Annotated in this window: 18 protein-coding genes and 1 riboswitch; of the genes, 11 read left to right on the forward strand and 7 right to left on the reverse strand. The window is 39.2% G+C overall.

Annotated features, from left to right (window positions below; genetic code table 11):
* From LACPOB_RS12425 to galU, 6 genes are all read left to right on the forward strand, one after another.
* On the forward strand, positions 1–185 hold a 185-nt coding region (locus LACPOB_RS12425; RefSeq protein WP_017867481.1), incomplete at its 5' end, for a DUF711 family protein.
* A 328-nt stretch (positions 186–513) separates the two neighbouring features.
* Positions 514–604, forward strand: a riboswitch (TPP riboswitch).
* A gap of 254 nt (positions 605–858) precedes the next feature.
* Positions 859–1,071, forward strand: a complete 213-nt coding sequence (locus LACPOB_RS0103695) for an energy-coupling factor transporter transmembrane component T family protein (RefSeq protein WP_017867482.1) — start codon at positions 859–861, stop codon at positions 1,069–1,071.
* Positions 1,072–1,167: 96 nt separating this feature from the next.
* Positions 1,168–1,737: an energy-coupled thiamine transporter ThiT gene (gene thiT, locus LACPOB_RS0103700; protein WP_017867483.1), complete on the forward strand. Its 570-nt coding sequence runs from the start codon at positions 1,168–1,170 to the stop codon at positions 1,735–1,737.
* Positions 1,738–2,034: 297 nt separating this feature from the next.
* Positions 2,035–2,544: a hypothetical protein gene (locus LACPOB_RS0103705; RefSeq protein WP_017867484.1), complete on the forward strand. Its 510-nt coding sequence runs from the start codon at positions 2,035–2,037 to the stop codon at positions 2,542–2,544.
* Positions 2,545–2,871: 327 nt separating this feature from the next.
* Complete coding sequence (locus LACPOB_RS0103710; protein WP_017867485.1) at positions 2,872–3,327, forward strand: VanZ family protein; 456 nt, start codon at positions 2,872–2,874, stop codon at positions 3,325–3,327.
* A gap of 384 nt (positions 3,328–3,711) precedes the next feature.
* A complete protein-coding gene (galU, locus tag LACPOB_RS0103715; protein WP_017867486.1) occupies positions 3,712–4,623 on the forward strand; it encodes a UTP--glucose-1-phosphate uridylyltransferase GalU in 912 nt (303 codons plus the stop codon).
* A gap of 334 nt (positions 4,624–4,957) precedes the next feature.
* On the opposite strand, the gene LACPOB_RS0103720 is transcribed toward galU, so the two are convergent.
* The 4 genes from LACPOB_RS0103720 to trpX all read right to left on the reverse strand — a co-directional run bounded on the left by LACPOB_RS0103720 (position 4,958) and on the right by trpX (position 8,938).
* A complete protein-coding gene (locus LACPOB_RS0103720; protein WP_017867487.1) occupies positions 4,958–6,175 on the reverse strand; it encodes a mechanosensitive ion channel in 1,218 nt (405 codons plus the stop codon).
* A gap of 96 nt (positions 6,176–6,271) precedes the next feature.
* Positions 6,272–7,045, reverse strand: coding sequence for an ABC transporter ATP-binding protein (locus LACPOB_RS0103725; RefSeq protein WP_017867488.1), 774 nt, complete (start codon positions 7,043–7,045; stop codon positions 6,272–6,274).
* Positions 7,032–7,937: an ABC transporter permease gene (locus tag LACPOB_RS0103730; RefSeq protein ID WP_017867489.1), complete on the reverse strand. Its 906-nt coding sequence runs from the start codon at positions 7,935–7,937 to the stop codon at positions 7,032–7,034. Before LACPOB_RS0103730 ends, LACPOB_RS0103725 begins: the two co-directional genes overlap by 14 nt.
* Entirely contained in the window at positions 7,934–8,938 is a 1,005-nt protein-coding gene (trpX, locus tag LACPOB_RS0103735; protein WP_017867490.1) for a tryptophan ABC transporter substrate-binding protein, read from the reverse strand. The genes LACPOB_RS0103730 and trpX overlap by 4 nt, the downstream gene beginning before the upstream one ends.
* Positions 8,939–9,718: 780 nt before the next feature.
* Here trpX and LACPOB_RS0103740 point away from each other — a divergent pair.
* The gene (locus LACPOB_RS0103740) at positions 9,719–10,660 is read left to right on the forward strand and encodes an aldo/keto reductase (protein ID WP_017867491.1); all 942 of its coding nucleotides are present in this window, start codon (positions 9,719–9,721) and stop codon (positions 10,658–10,660) included.
* Between the two features lie 406 nt (positions 10,661–11,066).
* Complete coding sequence (locus tag LACPOB_RS0103745) at positions 11,067–11,363, forward strand: hypothetical protein (RefSeq protein WP_225429664.1); 297 nt, start codon at positions 11,067–11,069, stop codon at positions 11,361–11,363.
* Between the two features lie 227 nt (positions 11,364–11,590).
* On the opposite strand, the gene LACPOB_RS0103750 is transcribed toward LACPOB_RS0103745, so the two are convergent.
* On the reverse strand, positions 11,591–12,034 hold the full coding sequence (locus tag LACPOB_RS0103750; protein ID WP_017867493.1) for a universal stress protein: 444 nt from the start codon (positions 12,032–12,034) through the stop codon (positions 11,591–11,593).
* 1,024 nt (positions 12,035–13,058) lie between these two features.
* Between LACPOB_RS0103750 and LACPOB_RS0103755 the strand changes: the two genes are divergently transcribed.
* The 3 genes from LACPOB_RS0103755 to LACPOB_RS0103765 are packed head-to-tail and all read left to right on the forward strand — an operon-like array spanning position 13,059 to position 16,577.
* Positions 13,059–14,597: a UDP-N-acetylmuramoyl-L-alanyl-D-glutamate--2,6-diaminopimelate ligase gene (locus LACPOB_RS0103755; RefSeq protein WP_017867494.1), complete on the forward strand. Its 1,539-nt coding sequence runs from the start codon at positions 13,059–13,061 to the stop codon at positions 14,595–14,597.
* A 3-nt stretch (positions 14,598–14,600) separates the two neighbouring features.
* Positions 14,601–15,860: a carboxylate--amine ligase gene (locus LACPOB_RS0103760; protein WP_017867495.1), complete on the forward strand. Its 1,260-nt coding sequence runs from the start codon at positions 14,601–14,603 to the stop codon at positions 15,858–15,860.
* Positions 15,861–15,866: 6 nt separating this feature from the next.
* Positions 15,867–16,577: an aspartate/glutamate racemase family protein gene (locus tag LACPOB_RS0103765; protein WP_017867496.1), complete on the forward strand. Its 711-nt coding sequence runs from the start codon at positions 15,867–15,869 to the stop codon at positions 16,575–16,577.
* Between the two features lie 726 nt (positions 16,578–17,303).
* Here LACPOB_RS0103765 and LACPOB_RS0103770 read toward each other — a convergent pair.
* Positions 17,304–19,379 carry a peptidoglycan D,D-transpeptidase FtsI family protein gene (locus LACPOB_RS0103770; protein ID WP_017867497.1) on the reverse strand — a complete coding sequence of 692 codons (2,076 nt, stop codon included), beginning with the start codon at positions 19,377–19,379 and terminating at the stop codon, positions 17,304–17,306.
* 246 nt (positions 19,380–19,625) lie between these two features.
* Positions 19,626–20,435, reverse strand: a complete 810-nt coding sequence (gene thiD, locus LACPOB_RS0103775; RefSeq protein ID WP_017867498.1) for a bifunctional hydroxymethylpyrimidine kinase/phosphomethylpyrimidine kinase — start codon at positions 20,433–20,435, stop codon at positions 19,626–19,628.
* Positions 20,436–20,848: the final 413 nt, after the last annotated feature.

Here is a 20,848-nt window from a genome sequence, read left to right on the forward strand (position 1 = left end):
TGATCAATAACAAAACAACCGCAGTACGTGTAATTCCGGTGCCAGGCAAAGGCGTCGGCGATACTATCGAGTTTGGTGGATTATTGGGACATGCACCGATCATGGGCGTTAACCAGGCTTCATCGGATGCGATGATCCAGCGTGGTGGGACGATTCCTGCCCCGCTCCACAGTTTTAAAAATTAGTTTTTAGTGGTCCATGAGGCTTTTGACCGGATAGAAGTTGAGCGAGGCTCTCACTAGTTTGGCATGATTAAAGGTGGATTAGTTAGTTGCGTGCTCGATTTAGAGGGTAATTGGACCAACATTTGCTGAACTTGGGTCCGATTAAATGCTAAATGGCCCCACCTCAAGTCGATGTTGGGCCGAATGAGTTATATTTGGCCCGAAGTTAGCCGTACTTAGGGCCAATTAACTACTTTTTCGCTCAATTAGCCTTTTATCGTATTTAAATCGTTTTCTATTGCTTTTATTATAAACTAGGTATATCATCATTATTAGTTACTTTAATTAAATAAGACATCTGGGGTGCCATTAGGCTGAGAAAACACCCATTGAACCTGATACGGTCAATACCGGCGAAGGGAGTCAGTTTTTATCTGGTCGCAAATTGCGAATGTTAGTGATAATAATAGTCTCTTTTGGCTTAAGCTGAAGGAGATTTTTTTATTGCTGAAATTACGATAGATCTTTTAAAAATCATGTTTTTTTCGTGTACACTTGAAATTCGGTTGAGTGGTCCTTCAGTTGTCGATTTAAGTTAGGAGAGAGAACTATGCACGAAAGAAAGAAGAATGCTTGGCATTTACGGGATGTGATCTTGCTGACATTGATAGCAATTTTATAGATGTAGTTTATTTTGAGATTGTTTTTTATACAATTATTATTCAAAAGCATTTTGGCAGCTTTGAAGTGGTCAGAGAACTTAGCGGAAGCAATGACTTCCCATGGTTTTGCCGAAAATAAGCCACGAACACATTATTCAGTGATCAAGATCTCGTGGTGGAATTATCTAGTTGCCGTTATAGCTTTAGCAATTTTTCAAATGTTTTTATTTGCGGGTTTGCCGTAAAGAAAGTTAGCACAAATACAGTGAGATCTAAAGTCTGTGAATGTTGTTTTCAAGTGAGTTTTTCATGTTTTATATAATATTTTAGGAGGATCCATTATGTCACAAACCAAAAATTCTACCCGCCTTTTGACCGAAACAGCGATCATGTCGGCCTTATCCATCGTTTTAAGCTACATAGTTATTTTCCGTATGCCTCAAGGTGGTAGCGTTTCGCTTGTCTTATTGCCACTAATTTTCTTAGCCCTGCGCCGTGGGCCAATTTGGGCTTGTACTGCTGGCGCTATCTGCGGGGTCGTGCAATTAATGTTTGGTGGTTATTTTCTAAACCCACTACAAGTTATCTTTGACTATGTTTTGAGTTTTGGGACTGTTGGCTTTGCGGGTTTCTTTGCTAAACCTTTGCAAGGGGCATTACAAGAAAGAAATCAGGTTAAGATCTTTGGTTATACTCTAGCCGCAAGTTTATTGGGTGGTTTTATGGCCTATCTTAATAACGTGATCTCCGGCATTGTTTTTTATGCCGAATATACGCCAAAAGGCCAGTCAGTTTTCGCCTATTCCACGATTTATAATGCAACATATATGATACCAGAGACACTGGCATCGATGGTTATCGTATGGTTGTTGGCAGTTCGGGCACCCAAGTTATTTTTGCCAGACAAATAATTTTTAAACGGTAGTGAGACAAAAGATGTTTTGAAGCTGGTTTGTAATGACGATTGCATTATTTTGGGACGTAGCAAAGCGAAGGAGAAGGATCAGAATAACACGATCGTTGTTACAGTAGTAAGGCTTCAATCTTTTAGAATCGCTCCTGGCTCCTTAAAATTACGCTTATGGCAAATGGAGCACTGAAGGCAATTTGACAAAGGATATAAACGGCAGCCCTCGATTCAATTTAATTTATTCGTGAAAATGTTATAATGGTGCTGTAAAGATTTATGGATAAGAGGGGTGATCGTGATGGCAGTTGAAAAAATCAGTTTGGCACTGGGACCAGAAGACGTTTTACGTGCTAAACAAAAGAAATATCCCGACAGAGACTTGAAACTTTTGGAATCTGTGATAGATGAAGATAAATTTATGTTATTGGATAAATCTAATCAAAAAACTGTGTTTGGTTCGGGCTTAAACTATGTCACGCAACATGAGATCGGCCAACCAAGTTGGGATGGCTACTATGAGTTTCGGTATTTTACGTTAGGTACAAAACAACAAAAAATATTGGAAGCTATCATGCAAAAATGGGAAAATAATTATGATATTCCAGTGGGACTAAAGTACAGTTTAATGTTGCATGTGCCTCGTAAAAACTTGCAGTACTTGATGTTAAATGTGTGGCATTCAGACATTGATTTCTTTGATTGGAATACATCTTCTGATAATCAGATCAATCAATTTAACTATAATGAAAATTCGCAACCTTATATCAGTCATTTTGTGCTTGCACCGGAAAAGAAAGAAGAATATTAGTTTGAATGAAGCTAAAGTCACTGGCAATAGATGACTTTAGTTTTTTTAGTTGGTTATTGTATAATAAACGCAGCTGAAATGAAGTGAATTTGGAAAAAAGAATATTAAAAAAGAACAAAGAAAGCTGTTTAGAAGGTGAGTTCTCGCAGATTTTAACATCGACTCGTGTTTTCTTGCAATGTGTTGACTAAACACGATCGATAATTTAGTAGAAAAAGAGCGGTGAAATAGTATTGTCAGGTCGTTGTATTAGTTGTATAAGTGCAAATTTTTGTTTCACGCGATTTGACTACTTTAATAAATAACGGAAAGAGAGAATTATTTATTTTGAACCTCAGTAAAAAATCAGTTCGCAATTTTATTTGGCTGGCGTTTATCGTATACCTGCTAGTTGTTTGTATTTTATGTTTTGCCCCGACACTGCCATTAGTGATACCTGAAAGTAATCCCGTTCCTTATATATACGTAGGTAATGCACCGTTTATTTACCTGCCATTTGTCGAAACACTGCATCTTGACTTTTATTTAAATATTTTAATAACATTTCCATTTGGTATCTTTATTGCTTTACTAAAAAAACATCCATTAAGTGTTGGAAACGTTCTTTGTTCAGGACTGGCTCTTGGGTTATTTATTGAAATTATGCAACTGGTTTTGGATAATCTAAAATTAACTTCACGCTGGATCGATATCAATGATGTTTTGGCAAATGCAGTGGGACTTTGCTTGGGTTATTGGTTGATGTCTTGGTTGTTAGCGAAAATAATCAAATACGCAAAGTGACGGTAGTTATTCTCAGTTGGAAAAACTACTGTCTTTTTTCTAAGTTTCTGACAAAGGTTGGCTCAAGTAGTAATGTATAGATCTTTACGAAAGTTTAAAAACAAGCGTACGTAAGTAAGCTAAAAGTAATGTACAGTTTTATGCCAAATATGTTTCTGCTTTCACCGATGCTTTTTTAATTTAACAAGTCCTTCAAACTTAACCTATAACTTGTGATGCGTTACACTGGAGTTAACTGGAGAATTTAATGACTTGTATTTGAGCTTTAAGACTCAGATATGGGGCTTAGTCTACGGTGATATTCAATCGCAGAAAACGTTAATGCAAAAGTATTGCCTAGTTCTCCTGTTTTTCTTTGTTCTCTTGATAGAAAGGGGTTTTTGTATGAAAGTACGTAAAGCAGTTATTCCTGCTGCTGGACTTGGGACACGTTTCTTGCCCGCAACAAAGGCGATCCCGAAAGAAATGTTACCGATAATTGATAAGCCAACGATTGAATTTATCGTTAAAGAGGCTATCGATTCGGGCATCGAAGATATTCTGATCGTTACTGGGAAAGGCAAACAACCAATTGAAAACCATTTCGATTCGAATCCAGAACTGGAAGCTAATTTGAAGGAAAAGGGCAAGTCGCATTTATTGCAACTTGTTCAAGAAACGACTAATATCAATTTATTTTTCATTCGCCAGCCGCATCCTAATGGTTTGGGCGATGCGATTTTACAAGCACGTGATTTTATCGATAACGAACCGTTTGTTGTCATGTTAGGTGATGACCTGATGCATGACAAGGTGCCATTGACTAAGCAATTGATCGATCGTTATGATAAGACACATGCTTCGACCTTAGCGGTAATGCATGTTCCAGATGAAGAGACTAAAGATTATGGGATCATTAAACCAATTTCGGAGTTATCTCAGGGACTTTATGATGTTGAACAATTTGTTGAAAAGCCTGATCCGAAAGATGCGCCGTCAAATTTGGCGATCATTGGTCGCTATTTATTAACACCTGAGATTTTTGATCTGTTACAAACACAAAAACCTGGTAAAGGTAATGAGATCCAATTGACAGATGCTATTGATCGTTTAAACTTGACGCAACGTGTATTTGCCCACGAGTTTACTGGTGAACGTTTTGATGTAGGTAACAAATTTGGCTACTTGAAGACAATGATCCGATTTGGATTACACAATCCAGAGATCAAGGATGAGTTGACTGCTTATTTGAAAGAAGTCGGACAGCAATTAAACGGGCATTCTCAAAGTCAGCCTAAGAAACAAAATAAAAAATAAGGTATAAGGAACTGGGACATAACTAGCTGTTCAATCCTAAAAGGCCGTCGATCTATCCCATTACATGGGTTAAATCGACGGCCTTTAAACGTCTTTCAAAATATCTTTTGTCTTACTCTTATGCTTGAATTTATAGTTCGCCACAAAAAAACCAACAACGATCCTCTGTTTAGAAAATAGTTGCTGGTTTCATTTAGCGCTTTTTGAGTATTTGCTTTAAACGAGTTTATCCTATCCGAGCTAGGTAAGACAGATTTCTGTGCCTGCTCAACTGCATCATCATAGCGTTTGAAAGCAGGATATAATGTCAAAACCTATCGATACTCAAAATCAATTATTCTTTTTTATCGTTATTTTCATCATCTAATTTTTTATCTAATTTTTCTAATTGATGATGTGCGAAATCGCGGCCACCTAAACCAAAGGCTACGGCGAATGCGACTGCTAAGCCACCAACAATAAATAAGAAAGCTGTATTTACGATATTGTTTGCGAAGTCTAATTGGTCTAATGCCATGAAAACTGCAAAGACGCCAAAGACTACTTGCACAATGATCCCGAGCCACTTGTTTTTAGTAGCGTTTGTCAACATCTTGCCAACAAATTGGCCACCAAAGAAACCGAGTCCTAAGATGATCACTGCGAATAATAAGTTTGGTAAGTAACCAATGATTGCTTCACCAACATGGTCTAAGACTTTAAGGTTCAAAGCACCTAATGCTTCAACTACGAAGAACAAGCCAACAACTACGGCCACGACCTGTCCAATGATCTTGGAAAGCGGTGTGCTAGGTGCCTTGTCTGTTGGGTAAAGGTTAGCGGCCATCTTATCGATTCCAGTGTTTTCTAACAAACTAGTGATCAAGTTGCCAGCAACCTTGGCAATTACGATCCCGACTGTTAGTAAGATCGCAGCGACTAAGATATTAGGAATAGCGCTCAAAATACTGTTCAAAACAGTGACGATCGGTTCAGTGATCGTTGAGATCTTCAGTGCCTCTAAAGCGACGATCGCGATCGGTATTAAGACTAACAAGTAGCAGATCATTGCTAAAGCACTTGCGATCGAATCCTTCTTTTCATCTTTTTCACTAGTGCCAACGAACTTGTCAACGTAATGGTCGACTTTCAATGTGCTTGACAAATTGTAGACTAAGTTTTTAACGAGTTTAGCTACGAGTATACCGATCGTTAAGATCACGGCTGCCAATAGGATGTTAGGCAAATATTGTAAGACATAATTCATCATGTCTGAGATCGGTGATGCGATGGAATTAAGTCCGAATGTTGTAAAGATCCCTGGTAAGAATAACAACCAAATCAAGTAATAGAAAATTTTTCCAAGTGAATCTAGTAAACTATCAGCTTGTTCTGTGCTGTTAAACATTTTCCATTTAACTAATCGTTCGTCCAACTTGATCTTCTTAAATCCCTTGGTAACAATATTTTTGACTAGTGCGGCAACTAGCCAGGCAATGAGTATTAATACCACACCCTTAACTAGGGCTGGTAAAGTGTCTTGGAAAGATTGCCAGAATTCTGCAGTATCCATAAATATCGCTTCCTTTCATAAATTTATAACTTGTACGAATTTATGGTAACGAAAGAAAGTTCTTTTGTAAAAGAATAAGCTTTTCATAAATTTTGGCTAATCGACGAAAAGTTCCATGATCTGTTGGATCGTCATTTTATCCTTGTCAGCGTCTCTGACATCTAAGGTGATCTGTCCATCGTGTAGTACCAACAGACGGTTACCGTATTTTAAGGCATCTTCCATGTGATGGGTGATCATTAAACAAGTCAGTTTTTGCTCAGCTACGGTTTGACTAGTTTGCTCCATCAAGCCTGCACTGGTTTTCGGGTCGAGTGCTGCGGTATGTTCATCCAATAATAAAATATCTGGGCGATTTAAGGTGGCCATTAAAAAGCTTAAGGCTTGGCGTTGTCCGCCGGATAAGTTTTCGGTCGGTGTGTCTAATCGTTGAGCTAAGCCGTTACCCATACTAGTTGCTAGTTTTTGAAAATGTTCTTTATTGCTGCGCAAATTACGGAAGCGTAGACCACGTCTTTTGCCACGTTTGGCAGCTAATAAGAGGTTTTCAGCAACTGACATTCTTGGAGCGGTACCCATCTTGGGATCTTGGAAAACTCGACTTAAAAATTTCGTCCGTTTTTCAACTGAGTCGTGGCTGATGTCTTGACCATAGTGTAAGACTTGGCCTGCATCTGGCGAGATATCACCCGAGATCGTATTGAACAAGGTGGATTTACCGGCACCATTTGACCCAATGACAGTAATAAAATCTCCGGGGTAAACTGTTAAATTCAGTCCCTTTAAGATCTTCGTTTGGTTGGGTGTATTGCGGTTTACGATTGTGGAGACATTCCTTAATTCTAGGACTACTTGCTTACTGTTTGTCATTTGTGCCAAGCCCCTTTCGTAAAATACCATTTAAGTGCAACGAGCTGCGTAAGTTAGGTAACATCATACTAAAGGCTAAGATGATCGCTGAGATCAAATTCAAGTCGTTGGTTGAAAAACCGAGTTGTAAGACCAACAACAAGACGAAACGATAGATGATACTACCCAGCGTAACGGCAATTAAGCGCTGGTTTAAGGTCAGCTCACCAAAAACCACTTCGCCGATAATGATCGAAGCTAAAGCGACTACGATGATCCCGATCCCCATGTTGGCGTCAGCATAACCATTGCTTTGTGAGATCAAAGCGCCACACAACCCAACTAAACCGTTAGATATTGTCAGGCCTAAGATCGTCATGTTGTCGGTGTTGATTCCCTGTGAACGTGCCATCATCCGGTTATCCCCAGTCACAATGAAAGCTTGGCCAAGATCAGTTTCTAAAAACAACATCACTAAAACGGTAATGAAAATAATGGTGATCCCACCGATAATGATGCTATCAAAATACTTGGGCAGAGTTTGAAAAAAGTCAGCCGAAAAAAAGGTAGTTTTGCCGATCAAAGAAACGTTAGAACCACCCATGACGCGCAAATTAACGGATAAACAAGCAGTCATGACTAAGATTCCGGCTAGTAAGATCGGAATCTTGCCTTTGGTGTATAACAGACCAGTGATCAAGCCACCTACACCGCCGGCTAGGAAACCGTAAAGTGTAGCCATTGCAGGTGAAGCGCCATGTGTAATGGCAGTAACAGTTACGGCAGCGCCGAGCGGAAAAGTTCCTTCAACCGTCATGTCAGGAAAGTCTAAGATCCGGAATGTCAGAAATAAGGCGACTCCTAAAATGGCCCAGAGTAGACCCTGTCCGATACTAGATGTTATTAAACTCATTTGATCACCTTCCCATTTTTTTGTGCTTGTTGCATGATCTTGTCTGGTACTTGAATGTGTAGCTTATCAATTTGTTCTTGGTTGATGACGTATGTGCCTTTAACGACAAAGCCGACTGGATATTCCGCTGGCTTTTTACCCTTCAAAACTTTTCCAGCCATGCGTCCCGCCAAACGTCCCAAGTCATGTTGGTCGATCGCGTAAGATGCAGTTCCGCCGTCAGTGACCATAGTGTCGGAAGCGGGAAAAACAGGTTTGCCTGCTTGATTTGCGTTATTAACTAATGTTTTCATGGATGAAGCCACACCGTTGTCTTGGGGTGCATAGATCGCATCGACATTGTTGGACATTTGTTGGCTGATCTGTTGCATGTCATTAGTATTGGCGATGGTGTACATTTTTGGTTGCAAGCCAGCTTTTTTAACGAGTTTAGCAAACTTCTTAGCGTTACTCTGACCGCCAGCGTCAGAAGAGGTGTAGATCACACCGATTTTTTTTGCTTGAGGCATGACGTCTCGGATCAATTGCAGCTGTTTATCTAAAGGTGAATCACCGGAAGAACCTGTCACGTTTCCACCAGGATGTTTTTCGGATTTGACTAAACCACTGCCAGCGGGGTCACTGATCCCCGCCATCATGATCGGCGTTGATTTATCAGCAGAATTTACTAGTGCCTGAGCCGCTGGGGTTGCGATCCCGAATAAGATGTCATCGCGATCGGCTAGTTGTTGTGCCATAGTTTTCATGTTACTTTGATCACCTTGGGCGTTTTGGAATTCAACTTTGATGTTTTTGCTTTCTTTAAAGCCCTCATCTTTCAAACCACTGATGATGCCTTGGTGGATCTGGTTTAAAGCAGGGTGACTGACCATTTGTAAGATCCCGACCTTGATCGTTTTTTGTTGGGTCAATTTAGTATTTTCATTTTGTGCTGGTTGAGTTACTAAGGCGAATCCTAAAAAAACTAAGATGGCGCCGATAAACGTCAGCATTCTTTTCATATTTATTCACTCCGATTCATAGCTTAGGTAAATTTGACAAAAAAATAAGGGCAAACCAGCACACTCTGGTTTACCCTTAAGGTGGCGCCAAAGCCTGCTATGTTAGACCATGCAGACTTTGACAAACGAAAAAGAAGTCGGCACGGATACAAACTGTTTGCCAGATCGTATCCGTCATAGGAATTACGACCTTGCGTGCCGGCTTTGCCAAGCCATGTTCAAATTGTTGTTAGTAACTGACTTTTGCATTCCCCTTCGTCCTTTCTGATTATTAATTGACTTAAGTATAGAAAAAGGTCGATAAGTTGTCAAGCACTGAAATGATAAACAGGCTCGGTCAATGAAAATGTGGTGCCAAGTTAGTAGAAGTTGGTGCTATAAACAGGAATGTGGTGCTAAGTTAGTAAAAATTAGTGTTACAATTAGACATGTGAAGCAAAGTCTATGTAAGTAAGTGGTACAACAAAGAATGCACAGCTAACTATGGGAAAGTTGTATTCACAAAGCAAAATGAAGATACAAGTGAGTTAAAGTATTATTTACAAACTTGAAACCGGACAGATATCTAGTAAAAAAGCTTCGGTTATTGTTTCATCGGATAAAACTTCTGGTTAATTATTTAAAACGAGCCTCCATTATACAGATGTTTAGACTTTTTCATTTTGAACTTGATTTTGCGAGTAACTTGAACAGTTTAGTTTAAAAGTTTTATACTTGTAGTTAAATAAAAGTGTTGGGGTATTTTTATAGACTCCGATCTAAAAGGGAGGATCTCATAGAATGAAAGAAGTAAAAATTGGCGGTACAGGTTTTACAGGTTCAGAGATCATTTTAGGAATCATGCGTATGGACTCTTTGAGTGTTGATGAAGCAGTCAAAGTTTTAGAAACGGCCCAAAAATTAGGCATCAACTTTATTGATTCCGCTGATATATATGGCAACGGTAAAGCAGAAGAAGTTTTCGGTCAAGCTTTGAAGAAGTCTTCTCTAACTGCCGATGACTTCTACATCCAATCCAAGGGTGGTATTTACAATAATCCAGATCGTGGTTATAAGACCACACGCTACGATTTTTCGAAGAAGCATTTGTTAGAATCAGTCGATGGTATCTTACAACGGATGGGCGTTGACCATTTAGATAGTTTCTTATTGCATCGCCCGGATGCTTTGATGGACCCAGCTGAAGTTGCTGCTGCTTTCGATGACTTACAAAGTTCCGGCAAGGTCCGCCATTTTGGGGTTTCTAACATGAACCCGGGGCAAGTGGCTTTGTTACAATCTGCAGTTAGTCAAAAATTGCTGATCAATCAGTTGCAGTTTAGTGTCATGCACACTGGCCCAGTTGATTTTGATATCCATACTAACATGACTGATGCACGTAGTTTAAACCATGATGGTGGCATCCTAGAATATTCTCAGTTACATGATATGACGATTCAAGCCTGGTCACCATTCCAGTACGGTCAAATCGAAGGGACATTTATCAATAATCCTGACTTTCCAGATGTTAATGCTGCCTTGCAAAAGCTAGCTGACAAGTATGGTGTATCGAAGAATGCTATTGGTGCTGCCTGGATCTTACGCCATCCCGCTAAGTTCCAAGTGATCGCCGGAACAATGAATCCTGAGCATCTAAAAGACACAGTTGCTGGTGCTGACGTTCACTTGACTAACCAAGAGTGGTATGACGTTTATCTCGCTAGTGGTAATGATCTACCATAAAAAAGAATAGTTAATGGAGAGAGTGGGTTGAAGCCGGCGTAAATGGCATTACACTGAGGATTCAGACTTTTGAAACGCGTTTATGCTATAAAAATTACAAGCGATAATTTGATTATTTTTAGCAAAAGAAGAGACTGGGACATTGTTTTGTCCCAGCCTCTTTTTTAAGGTTCTTTATCAAATGGAGTATTGCTATTAGTTTGACAAGTTTCAAATACTTAAAGTCAGTGAATATAGTTTAAATCCGCGGTAATAATTTAATTGAGGTTCAACAATTTTTTCGCTAAATTTAAATCATGCTAAACATAATGAAAAGCGCTTTCTTGCATCCTGAAATCTCAGATGTTATTATAATTACGAAAGAAACTATATGATGTTTTTTTCGAAAAAGTATGGTGGCTTGATAGTGAAGGGAGAGAAAACTATGAACACTTATGCACAGATCATTCAAGGAAGTCAGAATTATTTTGGTTTTTTGAATTTAAAGTTTAAAGATGGGAAATTGAAGATCAGCGTGGCACAAGGGCTAAGACCGGCAGTGAAGTGGGACGTTGATTTAACTCATATTAGTGGTTTGAGCACAGATGAATTTATGGGTGCCAAGCGGATCGCTTTTTATGACGGTCAAGTTGAATATATTTTATTTGAAACTGGCATCGGTGTGAGTGAGTATCTCGAAGATAATTTGTACGCGGAAGTTTAAAAAATAATAACCAATAGAGGGAAAGCAAGGCTGGAACATAACTAGTTGTGCGATTCTAAAAGGGGCCGTCGATCTAACCAATTAAATGGAATAGATCGACGGCCCCTAAACGTGGTTCAAAAGAGTGACTGTAACAATGATCCTGTTTCTTTGCTACGATTCAAAATAATGCAATTATCGTTTTAAATCTGTTTCAAAACATCTTTTGTTCCACTCTACGATTTTAATTATTCTTCTTGATCGTCTTCATCATTGACAACTAAAACTTTTGTTTGACTCTTGCGCACAACATAACTTGTTGTTGAACCCAGCAAAAGGCGATCAAAGGCATCGGCTCCGGATTTGCCGATCACGATCAGATCGATATCATGCTCGTCGGGGAATTCTTCAGCGATGAGGCGTTTAGGGATCCCACGCTCGACAAAGGTATCGACACTGACACCGCGGTCAGCGGCTTGTTTTTTACCCTTTTCAGCGATCTCTTCAGAGTTGCTTTTGAGGCCAGTTAAGATCATATCAGGAGATCCTGTTGTAAAAATCATATTACTTTCGTTAACGACGGATAAAACTGAGATCTTAGAACCAAATTTTTCAGACAAATTGATAGCTTCATCTAGAGCACGTTTGGAGTTAGAACTACCATCTAAGGGAACCAAAATATTACGATACATAAGATCATCCTTTCTTAATCAAGTGAATGTGGCAAGTTAGAAGGGGTCAGTCACTAAAGAAATTTCGAAGTATGCAAGATGATGAGAATTTGGGCTACGTATAACTTGGCGTTTTACGCAACTATTCTAGAAAAGGCCGTCTTCAAACCAGCCGCATCGAAAAAACTTTTCTATCCACAAAAACTTACCTAAGCCTTACACTTTTATTATAACGATTTTAATACCGTTTAGATAGCGATGCACCTTATTTTTTTAACTAAAATATTAGAAATCAGCCTGATACGATCAATGACAAATATTCAGACAAAAAATACCGTTAGTACTAGTAGTGGTCTTTGGTCGCTGTCGGTCCGTGACATATCAAGAATGATTTGAATGGCAGCATTAGTTTCTAAGACTGGATGGTATATTTTAGCAAAATTATTGATCGTATCAACGAAATTCCCCCAACAGGTAGTGAGTGGCCGTGTTTAACGATGACACTTAAAGTATTGCTTAAAGTCACATCACTGCTAACTATAATCAAGAAGTCTAAGTCAGACAATTTTTTTGACTAATGGTTTTGGAACGTTGCCAATAAATCTTCGTTGATCATTTCGATTTGGTGATCAGCCGCTAGCAATTCTTTTTGACAAAATTTGTCTTCTTTTCAGAGTGAACATGTCCTGAATTTTGGTATAAAAAGAGCCATAAGTTAATGCCATGGGTCCGTCTTATTTTCTTGCTTTTTGATATCCTAAATAAAGGCTCAAACAACATCAATATTTTTTAAAAAAGTGCTCAATTGTCTGATTAGAGCGCTTTACAAGGTTGTTTCATTCAGAAACTTAGTTGTTTCTATGGTACAATATTAACAATTGTAGTTATCTGGAAAAGCTGCCATAATACCAGCTTTTTATTAACTATTTTCTTATATCATACTATAATTTTGGCGAATGAGTCTGTTAGTTTGATCACTGGCGAAAAACCAATCTGAATCGAAATAAAAAACGCTAAGCCGTTTAAAAGGGGATATTACTAAAGAATGGCACTTACAATGTCTCAAATCATGACACTTTTAACAGAACATGACTTATTAATTGAAAGACAAATTGCGAAAAATCAACCAACAAAGTTTGACCACGTCACTTATGATTCACGTAAAGTGGAACCGCAAACACTATTTTTTTGTAAGGGAAACTTTGAACCGCAGTATTTAAATCAAGCTAAGCAAAAGGGTGCAACGGCATATGTTGCTGAAAAAAAATATGCACAAGTAACTGGTATGACAGAATTTATTGTCACAAACGTACAACAAGCGATGGCACTTTTAGGAGCAGCTTTTTATGATTTCCCGCAAAATAAGTTGTTTATTACAGGGATCACCGGAACTAAGGGGAAGACTACCACGGCGTATTTTGCTCACGGTATTCAAGCTGCGCATACGAAAGGGCATGCTGCTTTGTTTTCAACCATTGACCGGATCGTAGGCCCTAAACCGAAACAACGATTTAAGTCTGATTTAACAACGCCGGAATCTTTGGATCTGTTCCATGATATGGCTGAAGCTGTAGATAGTGGAATGACCCACTTGATCATGGAAGTCTCTTCACAGGCTTTCAAGAAAAATCGGGTCTATGGACTGACGTATGATTTGGGGATCTTTTTGAATATTTCTCCCGATCATATCGGAAATAATGAACATCCGACTTTTGAAGATTATCTTTATTGTAAAGAACAACTTTTACGTAATTCCAAAAATGTTTTGATCAACGCTGAGTCGCAACATTTTACTGAGATCTATGGAGCGGCTCAAGGTTCGTTGATGGATGATCACATTTATTTATATGCCCGTGAGAATTCTTTGATCTCATTTGAAACACAAGTCGATTTTGAATTCAAGGAAACAAAACAAGATTTAACTGAAAGTACGATTGTGATCAGCACTTACTCGGATAAAGGCCGTCAGTTAGCGATCGATGGTGAATATGAACTTGATATTCCAGGAGATTATAATCAGGAAAACGCGGTTGCCGCAATTGTTTCAGCCGCAATGACTGGGGCAATATCCGCTGAGATCAAGAAACATTTGCCAGAAGTTCGTGTGCCGGGTCGCATGGAAGTTTTTCATGTTCCAGGTCATGGCACAGTTTACGTGGATTATGCTCATAACTATGCTAGCTTGAAATCATTATTGAGCTTTTTAAGACAGCAGATCCCAAATGAACGTTTGCTGGTGTTGACAGGCAGTACGGGCGACAAGGGTGTTTCACGCCGAAGTGGTTTAGGTCAAGCTATCAATGAAGAAGCTGATGTTGCGATTTTGACTTCTGATGATCCAGCAACTGAAGATCCGCTCAAGATCGCTGAAGAAATCGATCAGCATATCGATCACGATAAAGTAGATGTTCAGATCATTTTAGACCGGAAGACCGCAGTAAAACAGACTATTAAGCAAAGCTGCCCCGATGAGCTCGTTGTCTTAGCTGGAAAGGGACGTGACGCCACCCAAAAAAATAACGGCAAAGTTATACCGTACGAAACTGACGTTAAAATAGTGGAAGATTTGAGTAAGGAGAGATAGAACATGGCAGATGGAAAAGTTGAATTTACACCGATTTTACTAGGAAGCGACTTTAACGTGTACGGGATGGCACGATCACTTTATCAAAAATATCACCGTCCAGTTAAGGCATATGCAGCCGCACAATTAGCGCCAACGCGTTTTACTAAAATCGTTGATCTGACGGTGATCGATGGCTTCGATAAGGATCCGGTCTGGTTTGAGACCATGCAAAAATTAAAGGACCAATACAAAGATCATCAGGAACCAGTGATTTTAATTGGTTGTGGCGATGGGTACGCCGAATTGATCTCGCAACATAAAGATGAATTATCAGATGTTTTCGTTTGCCCATATATTGATTATGACCTCTTGAAAACCTTGAACAACAAGGAACGTTTTTATGAGATATGTGAGAAATATGATTTACCATATCCCAAGACGAAGATCATCACTAAGGCACAATGGCAACAGGCCCCAACTGAAGTTGAACAGCCATTTGATTATCCGGTTGCCTTAAAGGCCGCTAACAGTGTGGAATGGTTGGACGTCCACTTTGAAGGACGTAAGAAAGCTTTCCGTATCCAAAGCCGAGAAGAATTTGATAAGGTCCTGCGCTTGTCATATGAAAATGGTTATGAATCCGACTTTATTTTACAAGATTTCATTCCAGGTGATGACAGCAATATGCGGGTTTTAAATGCCTATGTTGATCAAAACCACCAAGTTAAAATGATGTGTCTCGGACATCCTTTGCTTGAAGATCCCGCACCAGCTGCGATCGGGAATTACGTGGCGATCTTACCAGAGTATAATGAAGAGATCTATCATACGATCCAGACTTTCTTGGAAGCCGTTAACTTCACGGGTTATGCTAACTTTGATATGAAATATGATCAACGTGATCAGGCTTTTAAACTGTTTGAAATCAATTTACGTCAAGGTCGTAGTAGTTTCTTTGTGACTTTGAATGGTTATAATTTGGCCGACTATGTGGTCCAAGATTATGTAACGGGTGAATTAGCCGACAAAGCAGTAGTCTTTGGCAATGATGACACTTCTAAACATCATCTTTGGTTAGGGGTGCCAGTTAAAACATTTAAGAAGTATGCCCGTAATAATTTAGACAAACAAGCTGCGTTGAAATTGATCAAAGACAAGCGTGTAGGCACGACTTATGAGTATGCAGAGGACATGAGTCCTAAACGTTGGGCTTTGATCAAGTGGATGAACCATAATTATGTCAAAAATTTTGATCAGTATTTTAAACAAAATAAGGGGTGATTTCAAATGGAACATTTCTTTACGATCATTGGTGGAATGGGGACTTCGGCGACTGAAACATACTTACATCAACTCAATGAACGGACACCGGCAACTAATGACCAGGAATATTTGAACTACATCCTAGTCAATCATGCTACAGTCCCCGACCGGACGGATTATATCTTAGATCACAGTAAGCCCAGTCCTTTACCGCCTTTATTGACAGATTTTAAGCAACAAGCCGCTCTAAAACCAGATTTTTTCACATTGCCATGTAACACGGCACATTATTTCTATGATGAATTAACAAAAGCCACGGATATCCCGATTTTGCACATGCCGCGTGAAGCCGTCAAGTGGATCGGACAAAATTTGCCCAACGCTCACAGGGTGGGCTTGATATCAACAGAAGGAACGCGTGCTGACCATATCTATGACGATGAGATAAAAAATGCTGGTTACGAGCTTGTTTTGCCAGACGATAAGATCCAGCAACAGACTAACGAGCTGATCTATGCTAATGTTAAGGAGAAAAATTCCGTCGATCGTGTCTTGTACCACGAGATATTACGGCAAATGTTTGAGGAGAAAGATTGCGATACAGTGGTACTTGGCTGTACAGAATTGTCACTTGCCCAAGATCGCGAGCCTTATACAAAACATCCCGTTACGGATTCTCAGTCGATCTTAGTTAATAAGACAATTGAGCTGGCTAAAAAGTACGCACAAGAATAGGTCAAATTAAATAAAAATTTCCAACGGTTGTCGCTCTTAAATAGGGGGGCAGCCGTTTTTGTATGAGAAATATTACTTATACTGGCTATTGTCATGTCAAGTTACGAGAAGAGTGTCTTGCATGGCGAAATGTGTTTTAAACTCTGTGAAAGTAAGTCGCATAAACCAAAATGCAACACCAACTTTCCAGAAGTAAGTCTTACAAATACAAATGTGAGCCTAACTTTGCGAAAGTAGGTCTCACAATGAGAAATGTAACACTAACTTTCAAGAAATATGCATCACAAGCAGAAATGTAACGCAAACTCTGTAAAAGTAAGTCTCATAAGAGCAAATGTACCCCTAACTATGCCCAACTTTTATCCGCAATGCCTTGCGTAAAATTTCCGCCACCATTCTAGTTGTACATTTCATTCATCTGTCGGGCACTAAACGCTAAAAACACTCCCTAAAAGTGAGCATTTATTATCTACTAAAATTTTCCAGCATACAAAAAACGAGAGCGGGACAAAAGTCGTTTTGAAGCCGGTATGTAACGTCGTTTACGCTATTTTTGGCCGTAGCAAAGCGCAGGACAGGAATGGCGTAAATGGCATTAAATTGAGGACTCAGAATTTTGAAACGCGTTTATGCTATAAAAATTACAGGCGATAATTTGGTTATTTTTAGCAAAAAAAGAGACTGGGATATTGTTTTGTCCCAGTCTCGCTTAAAAATTAACTTGATTTACTTGTATTCGTCACTGGATTTAACATCTTTCCAGAAAGCCTTGTAGATCGACTTCACGGATTCCATGTTAAAGCCTTCATTCGTTGAGCCTGAACCAGGATAGGCAACAGCGATGACCACTTGTGGATCATCCGATGGAGCATAGCTGGCAGCACTCAGTGTTGTGGTTGATGAGCCGTTTGTTGTAGTTTCGGCTGTACCAGATTTAGCGGAAACTTCTGGCTTTAAGTCTTCCAAACGTTTACCAGTCCGCCACTGGTTGTTACCGTGGACTACTTGCCATAAGCCGCGGTGAACGACGTCCCATTGATCTTTAGTACCATCAACGACATTCAGGACTCTCGGCTGGAACTCGTAATTGACTTTACCTAACTTCTGATCATTTTGTCCTTTACTACGGACCGATTGTAAAACGTGTGGTTGCATACGGTAGCCACCATTAGCAATGGTCGACATGTATTGTGCGACTTGGATCGTGGTGTAAGCATCGTAGTTACCAAATGACAAGTTCAAGGCTTTACCGATATCAGCTGAACTTGAGCCACCCTTGAAACCTGGTGCCTCACCAGGAATGTCGACCCCGGTCTTAACACCTAAGCCGTATTGGTTAAAGTTGCTCCGTAAAGAATCAAAAATCGAAACAGGCATATGCAAAGCGGCACCAGGACTGTACTTGAAGCCGGCTTCTTTCATGGTCAACTGCATCATGTATGAGTTAGAAGAAACCTCTAGTGCATCAGAAGCTGATAAGGTCATGTTGTTATTACCGGATTTGTTAAAGATTGAAGAGATCGTTGCTGTTCCAGCTAACTTGATCGGCGTATCAGTTAAAGTATTGTTGTCTGGAGTAATAACACCTTGGTTCATGGCACCCATGACATGCGCACCTTTCACGACAGAACCCATTACCATGGTCTGATTCAATGGTCCGAGTGAATTAGTCGTGATTTTACCAGTCTTATTGTCGCGATCAACGCCGGCTAAGGCATAGATCCCACCAGTATTTGGATTCATAACAACGGCGTAACCACCCGTCATTAGTGGGTTTTGGTTTCCTGCCCCTTCCTTAACTGCATTTTTTACAATATCTTGTACGTGATTTTGGAATTTAGAGTTGATCGTCAATTGGACATTGTCCCCGGCTTTACCACCATACTCTTTAGTACGATCGACGATCTTGCCATTTTGGGTCTCCACGTTAATAGCTTCTTTGGTCCCTTTCAAAACGTCTTCATATTGCGATTCAATGTAACTAGAGCCAACATTATCGTCTCGTGAATATCCTTGGGCAAGTAATTCATTGATTTTTTCGCTTGGCAAACCTTGTTTTTGGGAAGTGACCGTTCCGGCAACGTTTTTGATCGAATCACCATTTGGATAACTTCTAGTCCAGTCAGTGGTGATTTTGATTCCAGGTAACTCAGACTGATGTTCACCGATCCGGGCCATTTCTTCATCACTAACGTCTTTAGTTTTTAAGTAGATCGTTGATAATGAATAAGCATTGTTCATTTTATTGTAGATGGTGGCCGCTTTCTTTTGTTTATCGGACATACCATCCGTCAGGTCATGCTTTTTAACGTAATCGGCTTCTAAACGTGCTAGCTTTTTTTCATTCGTGATCGAGTTAACGTTTGGAATCTGTTTTTTGACTTCATCTTCATGTTTGGCCAAATAATAGTTGACCAACATGGTATTAGTTGTTGGTTCGTCGTCTAAGTCGATCAAATTAACTAAATCATTAGCAACAGAATACATAGTCTTGGGATAAACGTTAAGTGGTTTAGAATAACTGATCGCTCGTGCTGTGTTATTGGCCACTAATGGTTTACCCGCCGAGTCAAAAATCATTCCACGCTGTACGTTGCGTGTCTCAGTTTTTATGTCACCGCTGTTGATCTCACTCTGGAATCGTTCGCCTTGGACGATCTGCAACTGTACTAACCGTCCGATCAATAAGGCAAAGAGGAGAAACGCAATGAAAAATAAGACGTTTAATCGAGACGGGATCCTTGATCTGTTGTTTGCCTTTGCTGAATCTTCATTTGAATTTGATTGTTTAAAGAATTTCAAAATAAGTACTCCCATTTAATGTTATGAATAAAGCGCAAAAATAGTTTCTGCACTATTTATATAGCGAATAAGTATCAAACACAATAACTTACATTAGATAATAAGAAAAAAACAACTTTTATTATTTTTAATGATACTGAACTATTATAGCATTTTACTACTCCTCTTGTCTGTTGAACAAGTTACAAAAAACGCAGACTTTTTTGTCTACGTTTTTGAAATTTTCTACTTATGTAATAGGAAATTTTAGAAATTATATTCAACTAAATGATTGGCAGGGCCAAACTTATGGCCGACATCTAATTGCTCGGTGATCGCTGCGGTAACAAATTTTTTTGCCTGACGAATAGCATCGCCAGTGTTGGTGCCTTTTGAAAGCTCGGCAGCGATGCAGGCTGATAGTAGATCACCAGTCCCATTGATGTGGGTCGTGTTGACAAAAGGTTCACTTAAAGTAAATGAAGTTCCGTCTTCTAATAATACTAAGTCGGTTACTTCTTCTTGCGTCATGTCATTGTGTTTACCTTTGACCATGACATTTTTTGCACCCATAGTTTGTAAAATTTTGGCAGCTTTTAAGGCATCATCCGTTGATTCGATTTGAATGCCTGTAAGTTTGATGGCCTCAAAGTAATTAGGTGTTAAGACAGTGGCTTGAGGTATTAACTGTGATTTAAGTGTTTCGTAAGCATCTTCTTGCAGCAACATGTCACCGTGTTTAGTAATGATGACTGGATCTAAAACCAGCGGTCCTAAGTCATATTTTTGGTAATTTTGAGCAACTGTTTCGATCGTGATGGCGTCCGTTAACATTCCAGTTTTGCAGGCTTTGATAGCAAAATCATCAGCTAAGACAGAAAACTGTTTGTTGATGAAGTCAACTGGCATTGGTTGGCTCGCAAAGATCCCGTAAGAGTTACCGGCTACTGCAGCTGTTAAAACACTCATGCCATAGACGCCGCAACGTTGAAATGTGTTCATATCCGCCTGCATCCCTGCACTACCGTCACAATCTGAACCAGCGATCGTTAAAACTTGTGGAAATTGGTTAGTCATAGTTAAATTCCTTCTTTTTGTGTTATGTCTTCACTATAAAAGCTAGTAAAATGGCTTGAAATAAACCAGTTTAATTGAATCAAGGATAGCATAATTTTAGAAAAAAACACAAAATATTCTACCATCAATGCTGCTGTAAGTTTGCTATTTACTCATTAAGTATTTGTCATAGTGCTATTAAGACTTACTCAAATAGGTTTGAAAAGTATTACATTAATTTGATTCTTATGTATTCAATTGGAAAAATTATTTTTTCACAATGTTTGTATCTTTTTGTTATTTTAATTTTAGTTTCAGGGGCAAAATAAATACTATTAAAACAGCACTTTACAAATTTTAACTATTTTTCCGAGTTTTTGAACCCACGTCCAGTATGAACTGCAAAATGATCTCAGAATTTTGGTGCTTTTGGG

Source organism: Ligilactobacillus pobuzihii E100301 = KCTC 13174, from assembly GCF_000349725.1.
Taxonomy (GTDB): Bacteria; Bacillota; Bacilli; order Lactobacillales; family Lactobacillaceae; genus Ligilactobacillus; species Ligilactobacillus pobuzihii.

Bases quoted from the DNA above. Each gene is read 5' to 3' on its own strand.
- thiT (WP_017867483.1), top strand. From the start codon at position 1,168: ATGTCACAAACCAAAAATTCTACCCGCCTTTTGACCGAAACAGCGATC.
- LACPOB_RS0103740 (WP_017867491.1), top strand. From the start codon at position 9,719: ATGAAAGAAGTAAAAATTGGCGGTACAGGTTTTACAGGTTCAGAGATC.
- thiD (WP_017867498.1), bottom strand. From the start codon at position 20,435: ATGACTAACCAATTTCCACAAGTTTTAACGATCGCTGGTTCAGATTGT.
- LACPOB_RS0103760 (WP_017867495.1), top strand. From the start codon at position 14,601: ATGGCAGATGGAAAAGTTGAATTTACACCGATTTTACTAGGAAGCGAC.
- LACPOB_RS0103705 (WP_017867484.1), top strand. From the start codon at position 2,035: ATGGCAGTTGAAAAAATCAGTTTGGCACTGGGACCAGAAGACGTTTTA.
- LACPOB_RS0103755 (WP_017867494.1), top strand. From the start codon at position 13,059: ATGGCACTTACAATGTCTCAAATCATGACACTTTTAACAGAACATGAC.
- LACPOB_RS0103725 (WP_017867488.1), bottom strand. From the start codon at position 7,045: ATGACAAACAGTAAGCAAGTAGTCCTAGAATTAAGGAATGTCTCCACA.
- galU (WP_017867486.1), top strand. From the start codon at position 3,712: ATGAAAGTACGTAAAGCAGTTATTCCTGCTGCTGGACTTGGGACACGT.
- LACPOB_RS0103730 (WP_017867489.1), bottom strand. From the start codon at position 7,937: ATGAGTTTAATAACATCTAGTATCGGACAGGGTCTACTCTGGGCCATT.
- LACPOB_RS0103765 (WP_017867496.1), top strand. From the start codon at position 15,867: ATGGAACATTTCTTTACGATCATTGGTGGAATGGGGACTTCGGCGACT.
- LACPOB_RS0103720 (WP_017867487.1), bottom strand. From the start codon at position 6,175: ATGGATACTGCAGAATTCTGGCAATCTTTCCAAGACACTTTACCAGCC.
- LACPOB_RS0103750 (WP_017867493.1), bottom strand. From the start codon at position 12,034: ATGTATCGTAATATTTTGGTTCCCTTAGATGGTAGTTCTAACTCCAAA.
- trpX (WP_017867490.1), bottom strand. From the start codon at position 8,938: ATGAAAAGAATGCTGACGTTTATCGGCGCCATCTTAGTTTTTTTAGGA.